Annotated in this window: 14 protein-coding genes, 2 rRNA genes and 1 pseudogene; 9 read left to right on the plus strand and 8 right to left on the minus strand. The window is 58.7% G+C overall.

Going from position 1 to position 19,899, the window contains the following annotated elements; all coding sequences use genetic code 11:
- Both H0X90_RS32790 and rrf read left to right on the plus strand, forming a co-directional pair.
- Positions 1–101: ribosomal RNA gene (locus H0X90_RS32790) — 23S ribosomal RNA — on the plus strand; the annotation flags it as partial.
- Positions 102–282: 181 nt separating this feature from the next.
- Positions 283–395: ribosomal RNA gene (rrf, locus tag H0X90_RS32795) — 5S ribosomal RNA — on the plus strand.
- A 246-nt stretch (positions 396–641) separates the two neighbouring features.
- On the opposite strand, the gene H0X90_RS32800 is transcribed toward rrf, so the two are convergent.
- The gene (locus tag H0X90_RS32800; RefSeq protein WP_077189471.1) at positions 642–887 is read right to left on the minus strand and encodes a SymE family type I addiction module toxin; all 246 of its coding nucleotides are present in this window, start codon (positions 885–887) and stop codon (positions 642–644) included.
- Positions 888–1,309: 422 nt separating this feature from the next.
- On the opposite strand from H0X90_RS32800, the pseudogene H0X90_RS35900 reads away from it, so the two are divergent.
- Positions 1,310–1,450 (plus strand): annotated as a pseudogene (locus tag H0X90_RS35900) (chromosome partitioning protein ParB); the annotation flags it as partial.
- Positions 1,451–1,461: 11 nt separating this feature from the next.
- Here the strand turns inward: H0X90_RS35900 and H0X90_RS36285 are convergent.
- Positions 1,462–1,698 carry an abortive infection family protein gene (locus H0X90_RS36285; RefSeq protein WP_227739799.1) on the minus strand — a complete coding sequence of 79 codons (237 nt, stop codon included), beginning with the start codon at positions 1,696–1,698 and terminating at the stop codon, positions 1,462–1,464.
- A gap of 180 nt (positions 1,699–1,878) precedes the next feature.
- On the opposite strand from H0X90_RS36285, the gene H0X90_RS32810 reads away from it, so the two are divergent.
- Both H0X90_RS32810 and H0X90_RS32815 read left to right on the plus strand, forming a co-directional pair.
- Positions 1,879–3,864 carry a site-specific DNA-methyltransferase gene (locus H0X90_RS32810; protein ID WP_077189470.1) on the plus strand — a complete coding sequence of 662 codons (1,986 nt, stop codon included), beginning with the start codon at positions 1,879–1,881 and terminating at the stop codon, positions 3,862–3,864.
- A gap of 10 nt (positions 3,865–3,874) precedes the next feature.
- Positions 3,875–6,661 carry a DEAD/DEAH box helicase family protein gene (locus H0X90_RS32815; RefSeq protein WP_059700530.1) on the plus strand — a complete coding sequence of 929 codons (2,787 nt, stop codon included), beginning with the start codon at positions 3,875–3,877 and terminating at the stop codon, positions 6,659–6,661.
- Positions 6,662–7,466: 805 nt separating this feature from the next.
- Here H0X90_RS32815 and H0X90_RS32820 read toward each other — a convergent pair.
- From H0X90_RS32820 to dnaA, 6 genes are all read right to left on the minus strand, one after another.
- Positions 7,467–8,456, minus strand: coding sequence for a restriction endonuclease (locus H0X90_RS32820; protein ID WP_077190207.1), 990 nt, complete (start codon positions 8,454–8,456; stop codon positions 7,467–7,469).
- Between the two features lie 186 nt (positions 8,457–8,642).
- Positions 8,643–10,256: an RNA-binding domain-containing protein gene (locus tag H0X90_RS32825; RefSeq protein WP_253192562.1), complete on the minus strand. Its 1,614-nt coding sequence runs from the start codon at positions 10,254–10,256 to the stop codon at positions 8,643–8,645.
- 277 nt (positions 10,257–10,533) lie between these two features.
- Entirely contained in the window at positions 10,534–11,178 is a 645-nt protein-coding gene (locus H0X90_RS32830; protein ID WP_077190209.1) for a hypothetical protein, read from the minus strand.
- A 153-nt stretch (positions 11,179–11,331) separates the two neighbouring features.
- Positions 11,332–13,806 (minus strand): DNA topoisomerase (ATP-hydrolyzing) subunit B, encoded by a 2,475-nt coding sequence (gene gyrB / locus H0X90_RS32835; RefSeq protein ID WP_077190210.1) that lies wholly within the window; start codon positions 13,804–13,806, stop codon positions 11,332–11,334.
- Positions 13,807–13,997: 191 nt separating this feature from the next.
- On the minus strand, positions 13,998–15,104 hold the full coding sequence (gene dnaN, locus H0X90_RS32840; RefSeq protein WP_006490996.1) for a DNA polymerase III subunit beta: 1,107 nt from the start codon (positions 15,102–15,104) through the stop codon (positions 13,998–14,000).
- 170 nt (positions 15,105–15,274) lie between these two features.
- Positions 15,275–16,852: a chromosomal replication initiator protein DnaA gene (dnaA, locus tag H0X90_RS32845; protein WP_216352967.1), complete on the minus strand. Its 1,578-nt coding sequence runs from the start codon at positions 16,850–16,852 to the stop codon at positions 15,275–15,277.
- Positions 16,853–17,273: 421 nt separating this feature from the next.
- Here dnaA and rpmH point away from each other — a divergent pair, with 421 nt between their 5' ends.
- The 4 genes from rpmH (at position 17,274) to yidC (ending at position 19,897) form a co-directional block, all read left to right on the plus strand.
- Positions 17,274–17,408 carry a 50S ribosomal protein L34 gene (gene rpmH / locus H0X90_RS32850; protein WP_004198824.1) on the plus strand — a complete coding sequence of 45 codons (135 nt, stop codon included), beginning with the start codon at positions 17,274–17,276 and terminating at the stop codon, positions 17,406–17,408.
- Positions 17,409–17,423: 15 nt separating this feature from the next.
- Positions 17,424–17,885, plus strand: a complete 462-nt coding sequence (gene rnpA, locus H0X90_RS32855; protein WP_077190212.1) for a ribonuclease P protein component — start codon at positions 17,424–17,426, stop codon at positions 17,883–17,885.
- Positions 17,886–17,960: 75 nt separating this feature from the next.
- Entirely contained in the window at positions 17,961–18,227 is a 267-nt protein-coding gene (gene yidD / locus H0X90_RS32860; protein ID WP_006489939.1) for a membrane protein insertion efficiency factor YidD, read from the plus strand.
- 8 nt (positions 18,228–18,235) lie between these two features.
- Complete coding sequence (yidC, locus tag H0X90_RS32865; protein ID WP_077190213.1) at positions 18,236–19,897, plus strand: membrane protein insertase YidC; 1,662 nt, start codon at positions 18,236–18,238, stop codon at positions 19,895–19,897.
- The last annotated feature ends 2 nt before the right edge of the window (positions 19,898–19,899 follow it).

Below are 19,899 nucleotides of genomic sequence, written 5' to 3' on the forward strand. Positions count from 1 at the left end.
CCTTGAAGGGTCGTTCGAGACCAGGACGTTGATAGGTCAGGTGTGTAAGCGCAGTAATGCGTTCAGCTAACTGATACTAATTGCCCGTAAGGCTTGATCCTATAACAAGTCTGTCTCGATAGCCGTTAGCGCTTTAGCGCTTACGGACATCGAGCGTCGAGTGCGAGGCACTCGACGTACGACGGTTGAAGTACCGCATACGTGTGAGATACAGCTCACAACCTAAATTACTGCTTCTTCCAAGATTGGTTGCGCTGCGAAGCAACGCAACAACCCTCTTTGCCTGATGACCATAGCGAGTCGGTCCCACCCCTTCCCATCCCGAACAGGACCGTGAAACGACTCTACGCCGATGATAGTGCGGATTCCCGTGTGAAAGTAGGTAATCGTCAGGCTCCCTAAGCCAAGAACCCCCGCCCGAAAGGCGGGGGTTTTTGCATTTTGGCGATAGAAATGTGCGGTGCGCCTGATATGGGTTGCAGCTCGTGCTGACAGGCCAAGCGGCAGCGGACCTGGGTGTCTGGCCCGCTGCGCTTGCATCGCAATCGTCGCTTGTCACAGTTACTAACGGTATCGAGTCTCGGGTACTGAGCTACCTGAGCGGTGGTGACTTGCGATGCCCACCATGGGCAATACGCCGATCACATCGGCGTGATGATGAGCCGCTTGTCCTCGACAGTAATCCGAACGCGTTCTCCGGCCTCGAATCCCGCGTCCTCAAGCCATACTCCAGCCAATTTGATCCACGGGAAGTACGTCGTGTTCAGTTTCCTGTGCGCTCTGATGGCACGGAGAACCCTAGACAAGGAATGATGGCGCGCTGATTCTTGAACAGTGACGAAGCGTTCCGTTACGACGGGGCGTGACTTATGATTGGCGTTAGCCATTTCCGACTCCTAGAGCGAGTTGGTTGTGGTCAGCGGGTCGTATGGGTGGCAGCCCATCCGGCCCGCGCTTTTTGCGGTGACGCCATTTGAGTCTACCTAACTGAGCATCTCGAAATATGGGAAATTCGGAGGATGGCCAACCGGCATAGATATGGACGCGCCCTGATCCACTACGGCGCTTTTCAGGTGATGACCTTTATCGTCCGAACTTCTCTCGAAGCGATATCGCGGCCTCGGCGGCTAGATCAGGATCGTGATGCTGCCATTTGTAGCGGGCAGAGGTTCGTCAGAATACGGCAGCTAATCCGGCAAGACTACGACACGCTTTGCAACCTGGAACGCCAAATCGCCGGCTTAGACGGAGAGATGGTGGACATTTCGCAGCGACGCTGGCCAGAGACCCTCCATAAACAACTACTTCGTTTTCGCTGGAGCTCGCGCGAGCTCTACGCAAGATGAAACCGGCACGGCAGGTCGAGTGCCTCGAGCTGATGGTGGTAGCGAACAACCTGTCTGTCTCGTACGCTGAAGCGTTGCTCGTTACGACATCGTCTTCTCTGCTGAGCGCCTGTGCTCATCCCTCGATCGCTCTACTTCGTACTCGCGATATGCGTTTCGGCGAGAAAGACCGCCAGGGTCGACGTCGCCCCGACGGCGAGGCGTGCGTGGTGCGGCTGCACCCCTCGGGCACCCGGGCTTTACCGTGTCCGGTGCCGTAACGGCTGCGAAGTTCAGAAACCCCTTGGGTGATACTGGCGAGATTGCTCAGAAGCCGCTTGATCGTTTCAGCGGCTTTGGCCTCCTCGGGAATTGAGGGTCAATCAGCGTCCATCACCAAAATGCAGAACGTGAGGGAAACGCTCCAAGCGACGCGGCTCGGATGTTGTCTTCGTTGGGTTGGCCAGCTATCCGGTACATGGCAAAATCGACAAATCTCCGCAACTCGACGGTCGATTGACTGCCGCGTGCGCGTCTCAAACACAGAACAGACATGACCGATCAGAACAGCGATAAAGCCCTAGCATCTTCACCTAACCCGGCAGACGAACTGCGTGAGCAGCTTGCAGCATTGGTACCGGAGGCATTTTCAGAAGGTCGACTCGACCTTGCCGCGCTGAAACGGACGTTGGGCGAATCTGTTGTTGCCGACGGTGGCGAGCGTTATGCGCTAACGTGGGCCGGCAAGAGCGACGCGTACAAGGTGCTGCAGACGCCTTCGACCGCGACCTTGCGGCCAGAGCGGGATAAATCGGTGAACTTCGACGACGCGCAGCACGTCTTCGTCGAGGGAGAGAATCTTGAGGTGCTCAAGGTTTTGCAGAAGGCCTATTTCGGTAAGATCAAACTGATTTACATCGATCCGCCGTACAACACGGGGTCGGACAGATTTATTTACCCAGATCGTTTCCAAGAAAGCAAAGAAGACTATTTGCGCCGCATCAACGATCTGTCCGATGACGGAACGTTAATGCGGGAAGGTTTCTTTAGAAAAAATACTAAAGAAAGCGGCCATTACCACAGCAGCTGGTTGTCCATGATGCTGCCCCGTTTATACATTGCGCGAAATTTGTTGCGCGAAGACGGGTTTCTGGTGGTAAGCATCGACGATAATGAAGTTCATAATTTACGATTGTTGCTGGACGAAATTTTCGGATCCGAAAATTTCGTCTGCAATTTAATCTTCGATCGAAACCGAAAAAATGATGCGAAATTATTCTCGGTTGGCCACGAATATATGCTGGTCTATGCTCGTAGTCGCCAGAAACTGAAAGACATTGATTTGGTTCTGCGAGCTCCCAAGGAAGGGGTCGAAGAGGTTCGTGTTGAGTTTGAACGACTTAAGAAACTTTATGACCATCAATGGGATAAGGTTGCGGAGGGGCTCAAAGAGTATTACGCAACGTTTGAAGACGACGATCCACGAAAGCCGCTTGCCCGGTTTACCAAAGTAGATGAGCGTGGACCATTTCGAGACGATGGTGATGCGAGCTGGCCTGGCGGTGGCGGGCCTCGCTACGACGTCCCTCATCCGGTAACGGGAAAACCCTGCAAAGTTCCTAGTCGTGGATGGGTTTGGCCGACATATGAGCGCATGCAGGAAGAAATTGATGCGGAGAATGTTGTTTTCGGCGACGATGAGTCAACGATCCCGAGCGTGCGACGCGATCTCTTTTCCAAAGACGTGCAAGTAATGCGAAGTGTGCAGTTCAGCTACGCACAAAAGGCAAGTCAGGATCTCGCGGCGCTTTTCGGCGGAAAAAAGGTCTTCGAGAACCCAAAAAACTATTTGGACATGGCTCGCTTGGTCGCTTATTTGACGTCGCCGGGAGATCTCGTCCTCGATTTTTTCGCAGGATCCGGGTCAACGGTGCACGGTGTGATCGCTGGAAATCGCGAAAGCGGCACACAGCGAAAGATCATTGCCGTACAACTTCCTGAGCCAATTGAGGCAGATACCGAGGCGGGGCGCAATGCGCAGCAACTTGGCTGCGCAACGATCGCTGACTTAGCCCGTCTTCGGATCGATCGCAGTCTAGCGGCTGAGTTTGATCAGAGATTGCCTAAGGAAGAGGGTTACAAATATTTTCGGTTGAGTCCGTCAAACTTCAAGCAATGGCGCGGGGATGGCATTGAAACGCCCGATCAACTCGCCGAACAGATGAAGCTGTTTGTCCACGCGGGGAAGGACGGCGCCACAGTAGAGGACATTCTGTATGAGTTGCTTTTGAAGTTTGGGCAGGAAGTGACTACGCCCGTTGAGGCGCTCGAAGTCGCTGGTACCCGGGTGTTCGCCGTTCACAACCGGCAGATGATCTTCGTGCTCGACGGGTTCACGGAGGCCATGATTTTGCCGCTGGTCGAGATCAAACCCCGTGAGATTGTTGCCATCGACGGCGTGTTCCAAGACTCCGACATGCTCAAAACGAACTTGGATTTGCAATGTCGCGACGCGGGAATCCGCTTCACGTGCCTGTGAGGTCGCACGCATGAAATTTCAATTCGATGCCAATCAGGATTACCAGCTGGAAGCCATTCGCGCCGCGGTAGATCTATTCGCGGGCCAGCCTGATGCTTCGCAAATCGCGGTGACGCAGAGCGATGATTTGTCCAGTTTGGAGCTGTCCTCGACGGGGATTGCGAACCGTCGTGTGATTGGCGACGAGCAGTGGCTAAAGAATCTGCACGCCGTACAAGACGCGCACGAGCTGGAGCGCTCCTCTGAGTTGGCCGCGATGGTACTGGATGACGGAACGCCTGTCGGGAGGTTTCCCAACTTCACTGTGGAGATGGAAACCGGCACGGGCAAGACGTATGTGTACTTGCGCACAATCTACGAGCTGTCCAAGACCTACGGGTTTAAGAAGTTTGTTATCGTCGTTCCATCGATCGCAATCCGCGAAGGCGTTCTGTCCAGCTTGAAAAATACCCACGAACACTTCCAGACGTTGTACGACTACGAACGTGTGGAGTTCATGGTGTACGATTCGGGAAAGGTCAATCAGCTTCGCAATTTTTCGCTGTCGGACGCTATTCAAATCTTGGTCATCAACATCGACGCGTTTGCGAAGGACTCGGCCGATAACGACGGAGCATCCACTGCAGGCGATCGCGGTAAGAGCAAGAAATCCAAGGGTAACGTCATAAATCAGGTGCGGGAAACAGGGGTAAGGCCAATCGAGTTCATTCAGGCTGCTCATCCGATTGTCATCTTGGATGAACCGCAGAACCTGGAAACCGATATTCGTAAGCGAGCCATCGCCCGCCTCAATCCTATGTGTACATTGCGCTACTCAGCCACACACCGTAACGCCTACAACCTGATCTATTCGCTTGATCCGGTTCGAGCTTACGAATTGGGCCTGGTCAAGCGCATTGGTGTGGACTCGGTCATTGAGCTGACGGACGCGAACCGAGCGTACATCGCAGTCAACTCGATCAAGGCTGCGAAGCGAAGCATGTCGGCAAAACTCACGATTTGGGTTGGCCAAGCAGGTGGCCCGACGAAGAAATCGGTGACAGTCAAAAATGGGGACGATCTGTTTGCGTTGTCGCAACAACGGGAAATGTATCGTAACGGCTTTATCGTTAACGAAATCGATGCTGAAGACGGCGTAGTGACTTTCGCCAACGACGTGCGCGTGGTCCAGGGGCAACCCCATGGGGCTCTGACCGACGCCATTTTGAGGTTACAGATTGAAGCAACGGTGCGCCGACATTTTGAAAAGGCTAAGAAGTTGCACCCGATGGGCATCAAGGTACTGTCGGTGTTCTTCATCGAACATGTGGCCGACTATCGGCAGTACGGTGATGGCGGTGTTGTTTCTAAAGGGAAGCTGGCGCAATGGTTCGAGGAGCTTTACGCCCGTTACCAAGCCATGGACGAGTTTGCCGGATTGTTGACCGTGGACGCTGAGAAGGCGCACAACGGCTACTTCTCGCAGGACAAAAGAGCCGTGTCGCCCTTTGAAACCCTGACCAGTAAGACCAACGCGGACGCCGAAGCCACGACCTTCGAACTCATCATGCGCGACAAGGGGCGCCTGCTGGATTTGAGCGAGCCGCTGTCGTTCATTTTCAGTCATTCGGCGTTGCGCGAAGGTTGGGACAATCCCAATGTGTTCCAGATTTGCACGCTGGCCGAGTCTAAGTCGGACGTCAAAAAGCGGCAAGAAATTGGGCGGGGTCTGCGTTTGGCTGTGAACCAGGATGGCGTGCGGGTGCGCGATGCATCGGTCAATCGACTTACGTTGATTGCCAACGAGAGCTACGAGGATTTCGCTAACCAGCTGCAGAGCGAGATGACCGAGGCCGGCGTACGGTTCAAGCGCGAGATGGTGCAGAACGAACGGGATAAGGTCAAAGTTCGTCTACGGAAAGGCTACGAGACAGATCCCAAATTTCTTGATTTGTGGACGAAGATTCGGGCACGTACCCGATATAGCGTGGCCTACAAAACAGATGAACTTATCGCACGGGCATCTAAGCGTGTCCGCGAGCGATTGAAGCCCATCGAGCGTCCTAAACTCGCGCTGTTCCGCACCGAGCTTGAAATCGGTGAAAAAGGAGTTGTTGCGAAACAGGTTGGGATGCGTACAAAGCCGGTCGAGGCGAAGTACGTGATGCCGGATTTCGTTACCCAGGTGCAGGCGAAAACGGGGCTGTCGAAATCAACCATCGCACAAATTCTGCTTCAAAGTGAACGTTTGCAGGATGCGGTTAATAACCCACAGCTCTACATCGATGAAGTATCGAAGCTCATCAATGCTGAAAAACGCGAAGTGTTGGTCTTCGGCGATCGATCGGAGGGCAGTGGTGTGAAATACACCAAAATCGATGGCGCAGTCTACGAAATGCGGATTTTCGAGCGCGAGGACTGGATGGACGTGTTCAGTTCGAACGTTCGGGCCGTCGAGAACAAGGAGAAGACCCTGTTCTCGCACATTGTGATCGACTCGAATTCAGAGCCGGAGCGGTTGTTCGCGCAGGCTTGTGATGAAAACGAAGACGTGCTGTTTTACATCAAGCTACCGAGACAGTTTCAGATCGAAACGCCCGTCGGTCCCTATAACCCAGATTGGGCTGTAGCGTATAGAAACGACACCACGCTGTACTTCATCGCCGAAACCAAGAAAACAGGCAACGGCGAGAACGTTGATTCGAGCATGTTGCGTCCGATCGAAGAGCTTCATATTGAGTGCGGCAAGCGGCATTTCAAGAACTTTGAAACGGTACAATTCAAAGTCATACAAAAGTTCGAGGACTTACTGTCCTGAGAAGCCTCGGCGTCTCACTTTCCGGGTTGTCGGTTGAGTGTGCTCAAGCCAGCGCGTAGGCTCACCGGGCGGGCTGACAAGACCTAACTGAGACAGCGGCGCGCATTCAGTTCGCGCTGGAGCGGGCCGCCTCCACTCTGCGTGCCGGAAGTGATGATGTCGGTCGGTAATCACCCAGATAGCTTCACTCCCTTACCGACCCGCAACCCGCGCGATAAGACGGCGATTCGAGACTGACTTGACTGCGATCCGACGCATCGGTCACAGCGGTCGGTGGCCGTTATACGTTAGCGAGCGGTCGTCGTGATAAGGTGCTTCAAATGGTGGCAGCAGGTCCGGCGAGTGTTGTCCCTACCACCGACCCTGACGAACCTATTTCTTCCACCCCTTGTGATCGCGCGCCGGCCAGACCGTGCACTCCAGGAACGTCTTACCGCTGGCGTTCGCGGTTTTCTGAACCAGGTGCCCTTGCTGCACTGCGGACACAGCTTCGCATCCTTTGGCCCGGGCTTGTCCGCCGCTTGCAGTTTCGCTTCGCATCCGAATGGAGGCGGTGCCAGCTTGGCGGCCCTCGCAGGGTCGACCAGCTTGCGCAGCGTTTCCACCATCTTCGCTTCGAACACCGGCAGCGGCACGCGGCCTTCAACGATACCATCGAGCAGCTTTTCCGACCGCGATGTCAACCGACGTCGGTTAGCATCGGTGGCAGCGCTTCGACGAGGATTTGCCCCAGCGGGGGACTCATATTGTTGCGCGGCCGACTGGATTGCTACCTTGACATGAGCCGTTTCTTGTAGCCAAGCCATTAAGCTGGCCAGTAGAGCCGTTTCAGCGGAATGATGCGTTTCGTCTCCGCATCCGTCTTGTCGTAATGCTCGATAAGGGCACGGACAACATGATCGAGCGTCCACAACGCCAACGGGATTGAGGCGCGGTCGGCTTCGTATTGCGCGTCTTTGCTGAAACCACCCGTACTGACATAGAGACCGCGATCATCCTTGTGCCGGCCGCCGAGAAAGCTCCGGATGTCCTGGCTTCCCATCTGTTCGCGCCGATGTTTGACTTCTACGACGATGCGCGGATGTTCAAAACCGAAGCCGTCAGGCGACGCAACGATATCCTTTCCTCGATCAGAGCCAGGTGGGGAGATCTGGGTTTTGTAGTTCATCGCGCGTAGGATGCCGGCAACCAACTGCTGCATCTCGTCCCAGTCGAGTTCGTTCACGCGATCCTTGATACGTTCCAGTGCTTGCGACTCGACATCGGCTAACGGATCTGCAATTTCCTCATCGTCTTCGTCTTCCGGGACAGTTGTGTTCCCTCCCAACGCAGCCAACACATCGGCCATAGCGTTCGAGGGAACCTCGAAGACGGTTAAGGTTGCGCCAAGGCTGTTTTTGGTCGAGGTTCCCAGTTTGTCGCGCGACAGTTCCTGAAACTGCCACTGTACCTTTCGAGCCAGAGGCATGTTTTGCTCTGCCCAGTCCGGATGGTGTTCAGCCGGCCCTGTAACCGTGCCAACCAGATAGGTGCGGTTGGCCGGTGAATAGGTGACGATCCAGTCGTTCTTTTGAATTTCGTTGACGAACCGCCATACCTGGGATGCACCTGAGACGACTGTCCCGTGCTTTGCCTGCGGGTCGGCGGATTTATACCGATCAATCAGCTGTTTGCGATCGATCCCCGGTTTGGCGTGTGCGGCTAGCTGGTTCCAGCCGATGGCTGCTACGCCGCGCTCACGAAACGCATCGTAGAGGCTTCCGCCCTCACCGCGCACCATCCACATACGGGCCATGTTTCCCTCTTTTTGCCATTTATTATCAAATCGGACCCCAATAATATCAGGAGGCCCTTCTATTCGAGTTCAGCTACGGTGCTCGCTGCAACGCCTCCTCTCTGCTATCTCTCTGCAAATTTGGTAATGGCAGGATTTTAAGTTATTGATTTGTATGGACTGTTTTGGGCGGCTCTCTGCGGAGCTCTAATTTTTCTCGGCATGTCTCTCTGCAAGCTGCCAGCACGGTGCCGCGTCCGATCCCGTATTCACGATCACACCCCGGCGACGGAGTTTGGTGATCAGGTTGCTGACCTTGTTGTACTTCTGCTTGTCAGTTAGAGCATCACTAAGTTTGTCGAGCAGCAACTTGTTGATCTCGGTGCGGTTTGCTTCGTCAAACTTCCTGAGATAGTCGGTCAGCAGCTTTGCATAGAACTCATCGTCTTGCGCACGCGTGCGGATGTAGTCGGCCTTGTTCGCCGTCGCTTCAGCCACAGCTGCAGACACGTAGTAGTTCGGCTTGCGGCCTTCGATAAGTTTCATGCGCTTCAAGCGTGCCACCGCATCGTCGGGAATGGGGAGCTTCTTCTGTATGCGATCCAGCGCTAACACGTCCGCCAGTGGCAGATCGGTCTGCTGGATCAATAAGCGACTGTATGCTGGGTCGACTACACCACCATAGATCGTCAGCTTCACTGCACCGGCCTCGTCCAGATCGTAGTCCGGCATCGGGAAATAACGCCGGGCCTGACGAGCGTACATGTCATGAATGCCGTACCCCATTGTGTCGATCATGTTCAATTCGGCCATGGCTTGCGCCAGGAACGGGTTGCGGTAGCGCCGGGGGATCTTGTTGCCCTCGAGGTAGTCGTCCGGCGAGCCTTCAAAGAAGCTGCCTTCGTTTTCGAAAATCAATTGATCCGGACGCTCGGTTACCACGATACGACCGTTGCGAGCATAGTCCTGGTGCGCGATACAGTTGTGCAACGCTTCCAGCACGATCTTCTGGTCATACTTTGAGACTTCGATCGGTAGCAATTCGTCCAGTGGCAACAGTCGAAGTTGGATGTTGCGAATACGCTGATACAGGCGCGATGTATTCAACAAGAAGGGCGGGCCGAAATGCTCGTAGGCTCGTTCTGGGCCGTCCAGCTTCCAGGTCAATTGTGCCGGATGAGGTGACAGGCGCCACGTGGATTCAGCTTTGCCTAACAACAGCAACGTGGTGCGCGTAATCCGACCATTTTGGGTGATACGGGCGCGATCCAGGAACGTCGCCAGAGGCCAGTTCGCAACTTCATCCGGCGCAAAGCGGTTGGCATATTTTTGCCCGAAGGACTCTCGGGCCTTGCGTACCGCAGCCTCGTCTAGGTCATCAAGCGTCGCGTCAACAACAACTTGAGCGGTCCAATCTTGCGAGATGGTTTGCTGGCGGATTTCGTCTAGCTTGTCCAAACCCAAAGGAATTCGGCTCTCACCTGCGCGAGCGTAATAGTGGCCCTTCCAAGCGATGGGGATGCCCCGTGGTGCGGCGGGAATCTCGAATAACACTACGCGACCACAGTCATCGTTCAGAGTATGAATGTTGCGGAATGTGATGCTCGGCTCAGTGCCTTGTGCGACTTGGTTCTTTAGGTTGTTGAGCCGATCCGGCTCTGGACGATAGTTCGTTCCTACGACGGCACGCGATTTGTCGTTGACGCCAAATACTAGCCAGGCACGATCCGCGCCACGTAGGTTAGCTTCGTTGCACAAGGCAGAGAAATACTCTCCGATCCTGTCCGTGTCGTAATCGTTGCCTGCCTGTTTGAACTCCACGACCTCACTTTCCCATGCCGCGACCAACTGTCCAAGTAGGGTCCTCAGCTCTGATTGCTCCATGCCGATTCCCCTAGATGTGCAGCGTCGCGGCGACTGTGGGCGACACATGCCTGCGGCCGATCTGGACGATTTCGCATTTGACGTTGCGATCCTGGAGCGCGGACTTGAGTAAGAAAGGCATGTGACTCGTTTGGAGACGGAGATACGGCAATCATAGCCTTATAGCGGGCTCGTCAGGGCGACGAAGCTGATGTGCCTGGCAGTGTCGATGGCTCTACCTTGATAGGAAGAGGCCTAGATAGACCTTGACGATCTCAGCACATACCGATGCATACAAGAATCCGACACCCTGGACGCCTAGTTCGAAGTGTGCGAAGGCAATGAAGTTATCGGCTACGTATTTCCGTTGGAGCACTAGCCGTTTAAGCGCTCGCTTCGGCAAGTGAAAGATGAGCTCGCTAAGCTTAAGATCACGCCAAATCTTTACCCCCGCGACCGGGGCAACGATAAGGAGCACTCCCAGCGCGATGCCGGAAAAGATCGGGTTAGAGTGATGACGCAGCGGAGCAACTTCCGATGCGTAGGTCTGCAATATCCCGTTTAGGAACGCGAGGCCAAAGTAGAGTATCCCGAGGACGGCAGTGCCCGTGCTGCCGAGAAAAACAACTGCACAGAGCAGACGTTTTCGAAGATCCTTGCTGTACTTCCGGAACGAGCGTTGGCTCCGGATGATGATGAGTGGTGTAAATCCAGCAAACGCCCCGATGCTCCAATCGATGATGGTTACGCCGGTCTTTGTGACGAACAATGCAACGACGATGGCCAACCCTTTCGTAAAAAGCTCCCAGCCGAGCTTGCGGTCTTCGCTCATGAGGCCCCAGTACTCTTCGGTGATACCTCGCTTTACGATAATAGCCATTAGTGGCTTCTCCTGAACTCATGTGTATAGCGTGCCTTCAACTCCCGTAAGAATAGACGTAATGCGAAATGTTTTACTCAATAGAAAAGGCCCATAAGTTTTTCAACGTATGGGCCTTACTTTCCTGCATTGTACGGCTATGTTCCGGCCGTGTTAGACATCAATATTCCCCGCCCGCAACGCATTCGACTCGATAAACGCCCGCCGCGGCTCGACATCATCCCCCATGAGGGTAGTAAAGATCCCATCCGCAGCAATCGCGTCCTCGATCTGCACACGCAGCAGACGCCGCACTGCCGGATCCATCGTCGTTTCCCACAGCTGCTCGGGATTCATCTCGCCGAGGCCCTTATAGCGTTGCTTCGACACGTTGCGTTCAGCATCCGCCAGCAGCCACTTCATCGCGCTCTTGAAGTCCGCCACGGCCATGCTGCGCTCACCGCGCTTGATGACCGCACCTTCCCCAATCAGCCCCTTGAACGTATTCGCCGTCGTCACGAGCTGCTGATAATCCGCCGTGTGCTGGAATTCCTGGTCGATGACCGAGACCCGCACGTTGCCGTGATGCGTACGCTCGACATGCAGCGCCCGCTGTTCGCGAACCGCGTCATACGAAGGCACAACCCGCACTTCGTTCTTCAGCGCTTCATCATGCAACGCAGCGTGCAGCGCCTTCGCCGAAGCCTCGGTCGACTCCTCGCTGGAGAGATCGATCACCACCCCATCCATAACCGCTTCCAACGCAGCCGGATCATACAACCGGCTCAACCGCTCGATCACGCTCTGCGACAGCAGATACGACCTTGCCAGCTCCCCAAGCGCATCCCCAGAAATCGCCGCCGCATTCTCACCCGGCACCAGCTCCGACCCTTGCAGCGCCAACCGCAGCATGTGCGCGTTGAGCTCCACGTCATCCTTCAGATACCGCTCGTCCTTGCCCGCCTTGATCTTGTAAAGCGGCGGCTGCGCGATATACACGTACCCGCGCTCGATCATGTCCGGCATCTGGCGATACAGGAACGTGAGCAGCAGCGTCCGGATGTGCGCACCGTCGACGTCCGCGTCGGTCATGATGATGATGCGGTGATAGCGAAGCTTCTCGAGGTTGTAGTCTTCCTTGCCGATCCCGCACCCAAGCGCGGTCACGAGCGTGACGATCTGCTCCGACGACAACAGCTTGTCGTAGCGCGCCTTCTCGACGTTCAGCACCTTGCCGCGCAGCGGCAGGATTGCCTGGAACTTGCGGTCACGCCCTTGCTTGGCCGACCCACCTGCCGAGTCACCCTCGACGATGTAGATTTCACACTTCGCCGGGTCTTTCTCCTGGCAGTCCGCGAGCTTGCCCGGCAGGCCGACGCCGTCGAGCACGCCCTTGCGGCGCGTCATCTCACGCGCCTTCCGAGCAGCATCCCGCGCCCGGGCAGCCTCAACGATCTTCCCGCAAATGATCTTCGCGTCGATCGGCGTCTCGAGCAGGAACTCTTCCAGCGCCTTCGCCACAACTTCCTCAACCGGCGCACGAACCTCGGACGAAACCAGCTTGTCCTTCGTCTGCGAGCTGAACTTCGGCTCCGGCACCTTCACGGACAGCACGCACGACAGCCCTTCGCGCATGTCGTCGCCGGTCGTCTCGACCTTCGCCTTCTTCGCGATTTCGTTGTCGGTGATGTACTTGTTGATGACGCGCGTCATCGCGGCCCGCAGGCCGGTCAGGTGCGTGCCGCCGTCGCGCTGCGGAATGTTGTTCGTGAAGCACAGCACGTTTTCGTTGTAGCTGTCGTTCCACTGCATCGCGACTTCGACGCCCACGCCGTCCTTCTCGCCGTTGGCGAAGAACACCGTCGGGTGCAGCGTGCTCTTCGTCTTGTTGATGAACTCGACGAAGCCCTTCACCCCGCCGGCGAACGCGAAATCGTCTTCCTTGCCCGAGCGCAGGTCGGTGAGCCGAATCCGCACGCCGTTGTTCAGGAACGAAAGCTCGCGCATCCGCTTCGCGAGGATGTCGTAGTGATACTCGACCGTGCCGAAAATGGTCGGGTCGGCCATGAAGTGCACTTCGGTGCCGCGGTTCTCGGTGTCGCCGGTCACGAGCATCGGCGACACTTCCACGCCGTCCACGACCTCGATCACGCGATCCTGCGCGACGCCGCGGTGGAACTCCATGAAGCGCTTCTTGCCGTCGCGGCGCACGGTGAGGCGCAGCCAGCTCGATAGCGCGTTCACGCACGACACGCCCACGCCGTGCAGGCCGCCCGACACCTTGTAGCTGTTCTGGTCGAACTTGCCGCCGGCGTGCAGCTCGGTCATCACGATCTCGGCGGCGCTGCGCTTCGGCTCATGCTTGTCGTTCATCTTCACGTCGGTCGGAATCCCGCGGCCGTTGTCGGTCACGGAAATCGAGTTGTCGGCGTGAATCGTCACGTGGATGTCGTTGCAGTACCCGGCCAACGCTTCGTCGATCGAGTTGTCGAGCACCTCGAACACGAGGTGGTGCAGACCGGTGCCGTCCGACGTGTCGCCGATGTACATCCCGGGGCGCTTGCGCACCGCTTCCAGACCTTCGAGGATCTGGATCGACGAGGCGCCGTAGCTGCTGTTATCGGGTTGCGAATTGTGCTGTTCACTCATGGATATCTTCCGGTTCTGCGGGGCCACTCTCGTGGCGGCGCGGTGCGTTTCAGCGAGAAATCGCCGGGCCGCTCCAGTTTCCTGGCCCGCCCCAGGTGCCGAAAAGGCACCAAAGGGACGGGTTGTCAGTTCGCCATAAAAACGCCAAAGGGGCTTGCCGCCCCCTGGTGTGTGTCGCGATGTCGAGCGCGTCAGATGCGCATCGGCATCACGACATACTTGAACTCGTCGTTCTCGGGCACGGTGATCAGCGCGCTCGAGCTGGCGTCGCCGAGGCTCACCTGCACGGTGTCGACCTTCAGGTTCGCGAGCACGTCGAGCAGATACGTGACGTTGAAGCCGATGTCGACGGTATCGCCCTGGTAGGCGATTTCGAGTTCTTCCTGCGCCTCTTCCTGATCGGCGTTGGTCGACATGATCTTCAGCTGGCCCGGCGCGATGATGCAGCGCACGCCCTTGAACTTGTCCGAGGTCAGGATTGCCGCGCGCTGCAGCGAACGCTGCAGTTCTTCACGGCCGATCTCGAACGTGTTCTTGTGCGCCTTCGGGATCACGCGCTGGAAGTCGGGGAACTTGCCCTCGACGAGTTTCGACACGAGCTCGACCTGGCCGAACGTGAACTTGGCCTGGGTCTGCGCGATGTCGATGGTGACGGTGTCGTCGATGTCCTCGAGCAGGCGCTGCAGCTCGAGAATCGTCTTGCGCGGCACGATGACTTCCTGGCGGCCGAACGTGCCGCCTTCGAGCTTCATCGACGAGAACGCGAGGCGGTGGCCGTCGGTGGCCACGGCCATCAGCTGGTCGCCGTCGACGACGAGCAGCATGCCGTTCAGGTAGTAGCGGATGTCCTGCTGCGCCATCGCGAAGTGCACCATGCCGAGCAACTGGCGGAACGACTTCTGCGGGACGGTGAGCGTGGCGCCGAAATCCTTCGCCTGCGCGACGGTCGGGAACTCGTCGGCCGCCAGCGTCTGCAGCGCGAAGCGGCTCTTGCCCGATTGAACGGTGAGGCGCTTGTCGGCGAGCGACAGCGTGACCTGGCCGTCAGGCATCGCGCGCAGGATGTCGAGCAGCTTGCGGGCCGCGACGGTGGTCGCGATCTGGTCGCCGCCGACGCCGAAATCGGCGCGCGTGGTGATCTGCAGCTCCAGGTCGGTCGACAGGAATGAAACGTCCGGGCCGTTCTTGGTGATCAGCAGGTTGGCGAGGATCGGCAACGTATGGCGGCGTTCGACGATGCCGCTGACCGTTTGCAGCGGCCTGAGGAGGGTGTCTCGTTCGGTCTTGACCAGTTGCATAGAGTTCCTTCGTTGAGTAACGGCCTGCAGCGCAGCAGCCTCGCAGCGCCCCGCCGGCCGGGCTCTTGGCCCGCCACCACCGGGGCGGTCAAACCAGTATTGTGCCTCAAAACCGAACCGCCCCCCTTAAATTGGGGCGGAGGCCGAATTATCAAGCGCGGCGCGCGCGCTCAGCCCTTCAGCGTCTGTTCCAGCACGTGCAGCTCGTGGTTGAGCTGCGCGTCCTTGCTGCGCTCGTCGGCGATCTTGCGCACCGCGTGCAGCACGGTGGTGTGATCGCGCCCGCCGAACAGCTCGCCGATTTCCGGCAGGCTCTTCTGCGTGAGTTCCTTCGCCAGGTACATCGCAATCTGCCGCGGCCGCGCGATGTTCGCGGGGCGCTTCTTCGAGTACATGTCCGCGACCTTGATGTTGTAGAAGTCGGCGACGGTCTTCTGGATGTTCTCGACCGAAATCTGCCGGTTCTGCACGGTCAGCAGGTCCTTCAGCGCTTCCTTGGTCAGCTCGATCGAGATCTCGCGGCCGTGGAACTTCGAATACGCGAGGATCTTGCGCAGCGCGCCTTCGAGCTCGCGCACGTTCGAGCGCAGGTGCTTCGCGACGAAGAACGCGACGTCTTCCGACAGGTTCACGCCTTCCGACTGCGCCTTGCGCATCAGGATCGCGACGCGCATTTCCAGCTCGGGCGGCTCGATCGCGACGGTGAGGCCCGAGTCGAAGCGCGAGATCAGGCGATCGTCGATGCCCGAAATCTCCTTCGGATACGTGTCGCTGGTGATGATCACCTGCGCCTTGTTCGCGACGAGCGCCTCGAACGCGTAGAAGAATTCCTCTTGCGTGCGCGACTTGCCGGAGAAGAACTGGATATCGTCGATCAGCAGCAGGTCGAGCGAGTGGTAGTAGCGCTTGAAGTCGTCGAACGCCTTGCGCTGGTACGCCTTCACCACGTCCGACACGTATTGCTCGGCGTGGATGTAGCGGATCCGCGCGCCGGCCTTGTCGAGCAGCAACTGGTTGCCGATCGCGTGGATCAGGTGGGTCTTGCCGAGGCCGACGCCGCCGTACAGGAACAGCGGGTTGTACGAGATGCCGGGGTTGTCCGCGACCTGGATCGCGGCGGCGCGCGCGAGCTGGTTCGCCTTACCGGTGACGAAGTTGTCGAACGTGAGCACCGGGTTCAGCTTCGAACGTTCGTACATCGAATCGGCTTCGCCGCCGTTCGCGGGCGCGGCGCCCGGGCCCGGACGCCACGTGCGGCGGCCGGCCGCCGCTTCGTGCGCGGGCAGGCTCGGCAGGTCGATGTCGGCGTCGTCGGCGTTCAGGTGGTGCGTGGCGGCCGCCGACGGCGTCATCGGCACGTCGGCCGGCGCGGCGGGCGCAGCGGAAGCATTCGCGGTCAGGTTGGCGGCGATCGCGGCGACCGTCGCGGCGGGGCCGCTCGGCGCCAGCGGTGCACGCGGGGCGGCCGGTGCGGCACCCGCGGGGGCGCTGCGCATGCCGGCCTTCGGATCGAGGACGAACTGGACTTCGATCGGCGTGTTCCAGAATTCGCGGGCCAGATCGGCGATCCGGCCCGAAAACTGGCTCTTGACCCAGTCCAGCTTGAAGCGGTTCGGCGCGGCGATGGACAGCGTGTTCGCCGACGCATCGAAGGCCACCGGGGCCAAGGGTTTGATCCACGTCACGTACTGCTGGGGCGTCAGCTCGCGCTCCAGCAGTGCGGAACAGTGTTGCCAGAAATCGTTCATCAAGTAACTGTCGTTTTTTGCGTGCACAGCGCGGCTCGCCGGCGCCCTTGTCGCGGTGGCGCAACAAGGCCCGAAGCGGTCGTGCGAGCGTGCCTCGGACGCCTGCGTCACAGTCTTGGAGGGGCAGGCGCGAGCCGAAGCGGCGTGCGGGATTCTTGGAGATAAGGCGAGATTCTAACGCCAAACGCGGCCACAGCGGGACTTATCCACAGGCCGGTTGTGTGGGTCGCGGGGCCGGATCGGCGCGGGCCGGCACAGGCGGACGACTCGTAAAGTATTGACCGTCAAGAGAAAAACGGTTTAAATAGCGGGTTCCGCGAAAACCAATCCTGTATTCCCGGCGATTGCGTTCGCCCGAATGCCTCCGGTTAAGGGCACGCGGTCCCCTGAATTTCGACATTCTCGAACAAGTGAGAACATCATGAAACGTACTTACCAACCGTCCGTGACGCGCCGCAAGCGCACCCATGGCTTCCGTGTCCGCATGAAGACGGCAGGTGGCCGCAAGGTCATCAACGCTCGCCGCGCGAAGGGCCGCAAGCGCCTCGCCATCTAAGGCAGGTTGCGCGCTGTGTCCGCCGTCCGCAGTCCTGCGGAAGGTGCCGTCGAGCCGGGTGCGAATCCGTCGCAGACGAAAGCCGCCTTCCCGAAAACTGCGCGACTTCTGAAAACGGATGAATTTTCATCCGTTTTTCGTTTGCGCCCCTGGCGGCGCTCCGCGCACTTCGTGATTTACGGCAAGCCGACCGGTCAGCCCGCACGCCTGGGGCTCGTCATCGGCAAGAAGTATGCGCCGCGAGCGGTCACCCGTAACCTCGTGAAGCGGCTGGCGCGCGATCAGTTTCGCCTGCGCCGCGCCGAATTCGCAGGTTACGACCTGCTGCTGCGGCAGCACACGCGCTTCGACAAGAAAGCGCTGCCGAGCGCGGCTTCCGCCCCGCTCGCGGCGATGTGCGCGGCCGAGATCCGCGAACTGCTCGACAGGGCAGTCCGGGAAATCGCCCGCCGTGCGTCGAAGCCCGCGTCCGAGTGACGCATCCGTGCCCCGCGCGGCGTTCGCGCCCGCCCGGCCGGTTTTGACGCGGCGTCGTACGGCGCCGCCCAAGGTATGAAAACGGTATTGATCGCCTTGCTGCGCTTCTACAAGGTTGCCGTGAGCCCGATGCTCGGCAACCGTTGCCGTTTTTATCCTTCCTGTTCGGATTACGCGCGCGAGGCAATCCAGTATCATGGCGCCGCGCGCGGCACGTATCTCGCCGTCAGGCGCGTGTGCCGATGCCATCCGTTTTCCGCGGGCGGCATCGACCTCGTCCCGCCGCCCAACTCCGACACTCGCGCTCGCGGCGAAGCCGACGCGCGGTCCCATCGACTCTGAGACAACGCATGGATATCAAACGCACCGTCCTATGGGTGATCTTCTTCATGTCAGCTGTCATGCTGTACGACAACTGGCAGCGGGACCATGGACGCCCGTCGATGTTCTTCCCGAGCGCCACGCACACGGCTCCGGCCGCTGCCGGCGGCGCATCGGGCACGGGCGCGACGACGACCGCAGGTGACGTGCCTGCCGCCGCAGCCGGCGCCGCGCCGTCGACGACGGCCCCGGCCGCGCAGGCGCAGCTCGTGAAGTTCTCGACCGACGTGTACGACGGCGAAATCGACACGCGCGGCGGCACGCTCGCGAAGCTGACGCTGAAGAAGCAGGGCGACGGCAAGCAGCCCGACCTGTACATCACGCTGTTCGACCACACGGCCGGCCACACGTACCTCGCACGCACGGGCCTGCTCGGCGGCGATTTCCCGAACCACAACGACGTCTACACGCAGCTGAACCCCGGCTCGACGTCGCTGACGGGCGACCAGAACACGCTGAAGCTGTCGTTCGAATCGCCGGTGAAGGGCGGCGTGAAGGTCGTGAAGACCTACACGTTCACGCGCGGCAGCTACGTGATCGGCGTCGACACCAAGATCGACAACGTCGGCACGGCGCCCGTCACGCCGACGGTCTACATGGAACTCGTTCGCGACAACACGGCCGTCGAAACGCCGATGTTCTCGCACACGTTCCTCGGGCCGGCGGTCTATACGGACGCGAAGCACTTCCAGAAGATCGACTTCAGCGACCTCGACAAGAACAAGGCGAACTTCGAGAAGTCCGCGGACAACGGCTGGGTCGCGATGGTGCAGCACTACTTCGCGTCGGCCTGGATTCCGCAGCAGGGCGCGAAGCGCGAGATCTACGCTGAAAAGATCGATCCGGCGCTGTACCGCGTCGGCGTGAAGCAGCCGGTCGCCGCAATCGCCCCGGGCCAGTCGGCCGACGTGCAGGCGCGCCTGTTCGCCGGTCCGGAAGAAGAGCGCATGCTCGAAGGCATCGCGCCGGGCCTGGAGCTCGTGAAGGACTACGGCTGGGTGACGATCATCGCGAAGCCGCTGTTCTGGCTGCTCGAGAAGATCCACGGCTATGTCGGCAACTGGGGCTGGGCGATCGTGCTGCTGACGGTGCTGATCAAGGCCGTGTTCTTCCCGCTGTCGGCTGCAAGTTACAAGTCGATGGCGCGGATGAAGGAAATCACGCCGCGCATGCAGGCGCTGCGCGAACGCTTCAAGAGCGATCCGCAGAAGATGAACGCCGCGCTGATGGAGCTGTACAAGACCGAGAAGGTCAATCCGTTCGGCGGCTGCCTGCCGGTCGTGATCCAGATCCCGGTGTTCATCTCGCTGTACTGGGTGCTGCTCGCGTCGGTGGAAATGCGCGGCGCACCGTGGATTCTGTGGATTCACGACCTGTCGCAGCGCGATCCGTTCTTCATCCTGCCGGTGCTGATGGCCGTGTCGATGTTCGTGCAGACGAGCCTGAACCCGACGCCGCCGGACCCGGTCCAGGCGAAGATGATGAAGTTCATGCCGATCGCGTTCTCGGTGATGTTCTTCTTCTTCCCGGCTGGCCTCGTGCTGTACTACGTCGTGAACAACGTGCTGTCGATCGCGCAGCAGTACTACATCACGCGCAAGCTCGGCGGCGTCAAGAAGAAGCCGGCCTGACG

It is taken from the genome of Burkholderia sp. 9775_39 (assembly GCF_015712225.1).
GTDB classification, from domain to species: Bacteria; Pseudomonadota; Gammaproteobacteria; order Burkholderiales; family Burkholderiaceae; genus Burkholderia; species Burkholderia cenocepacia.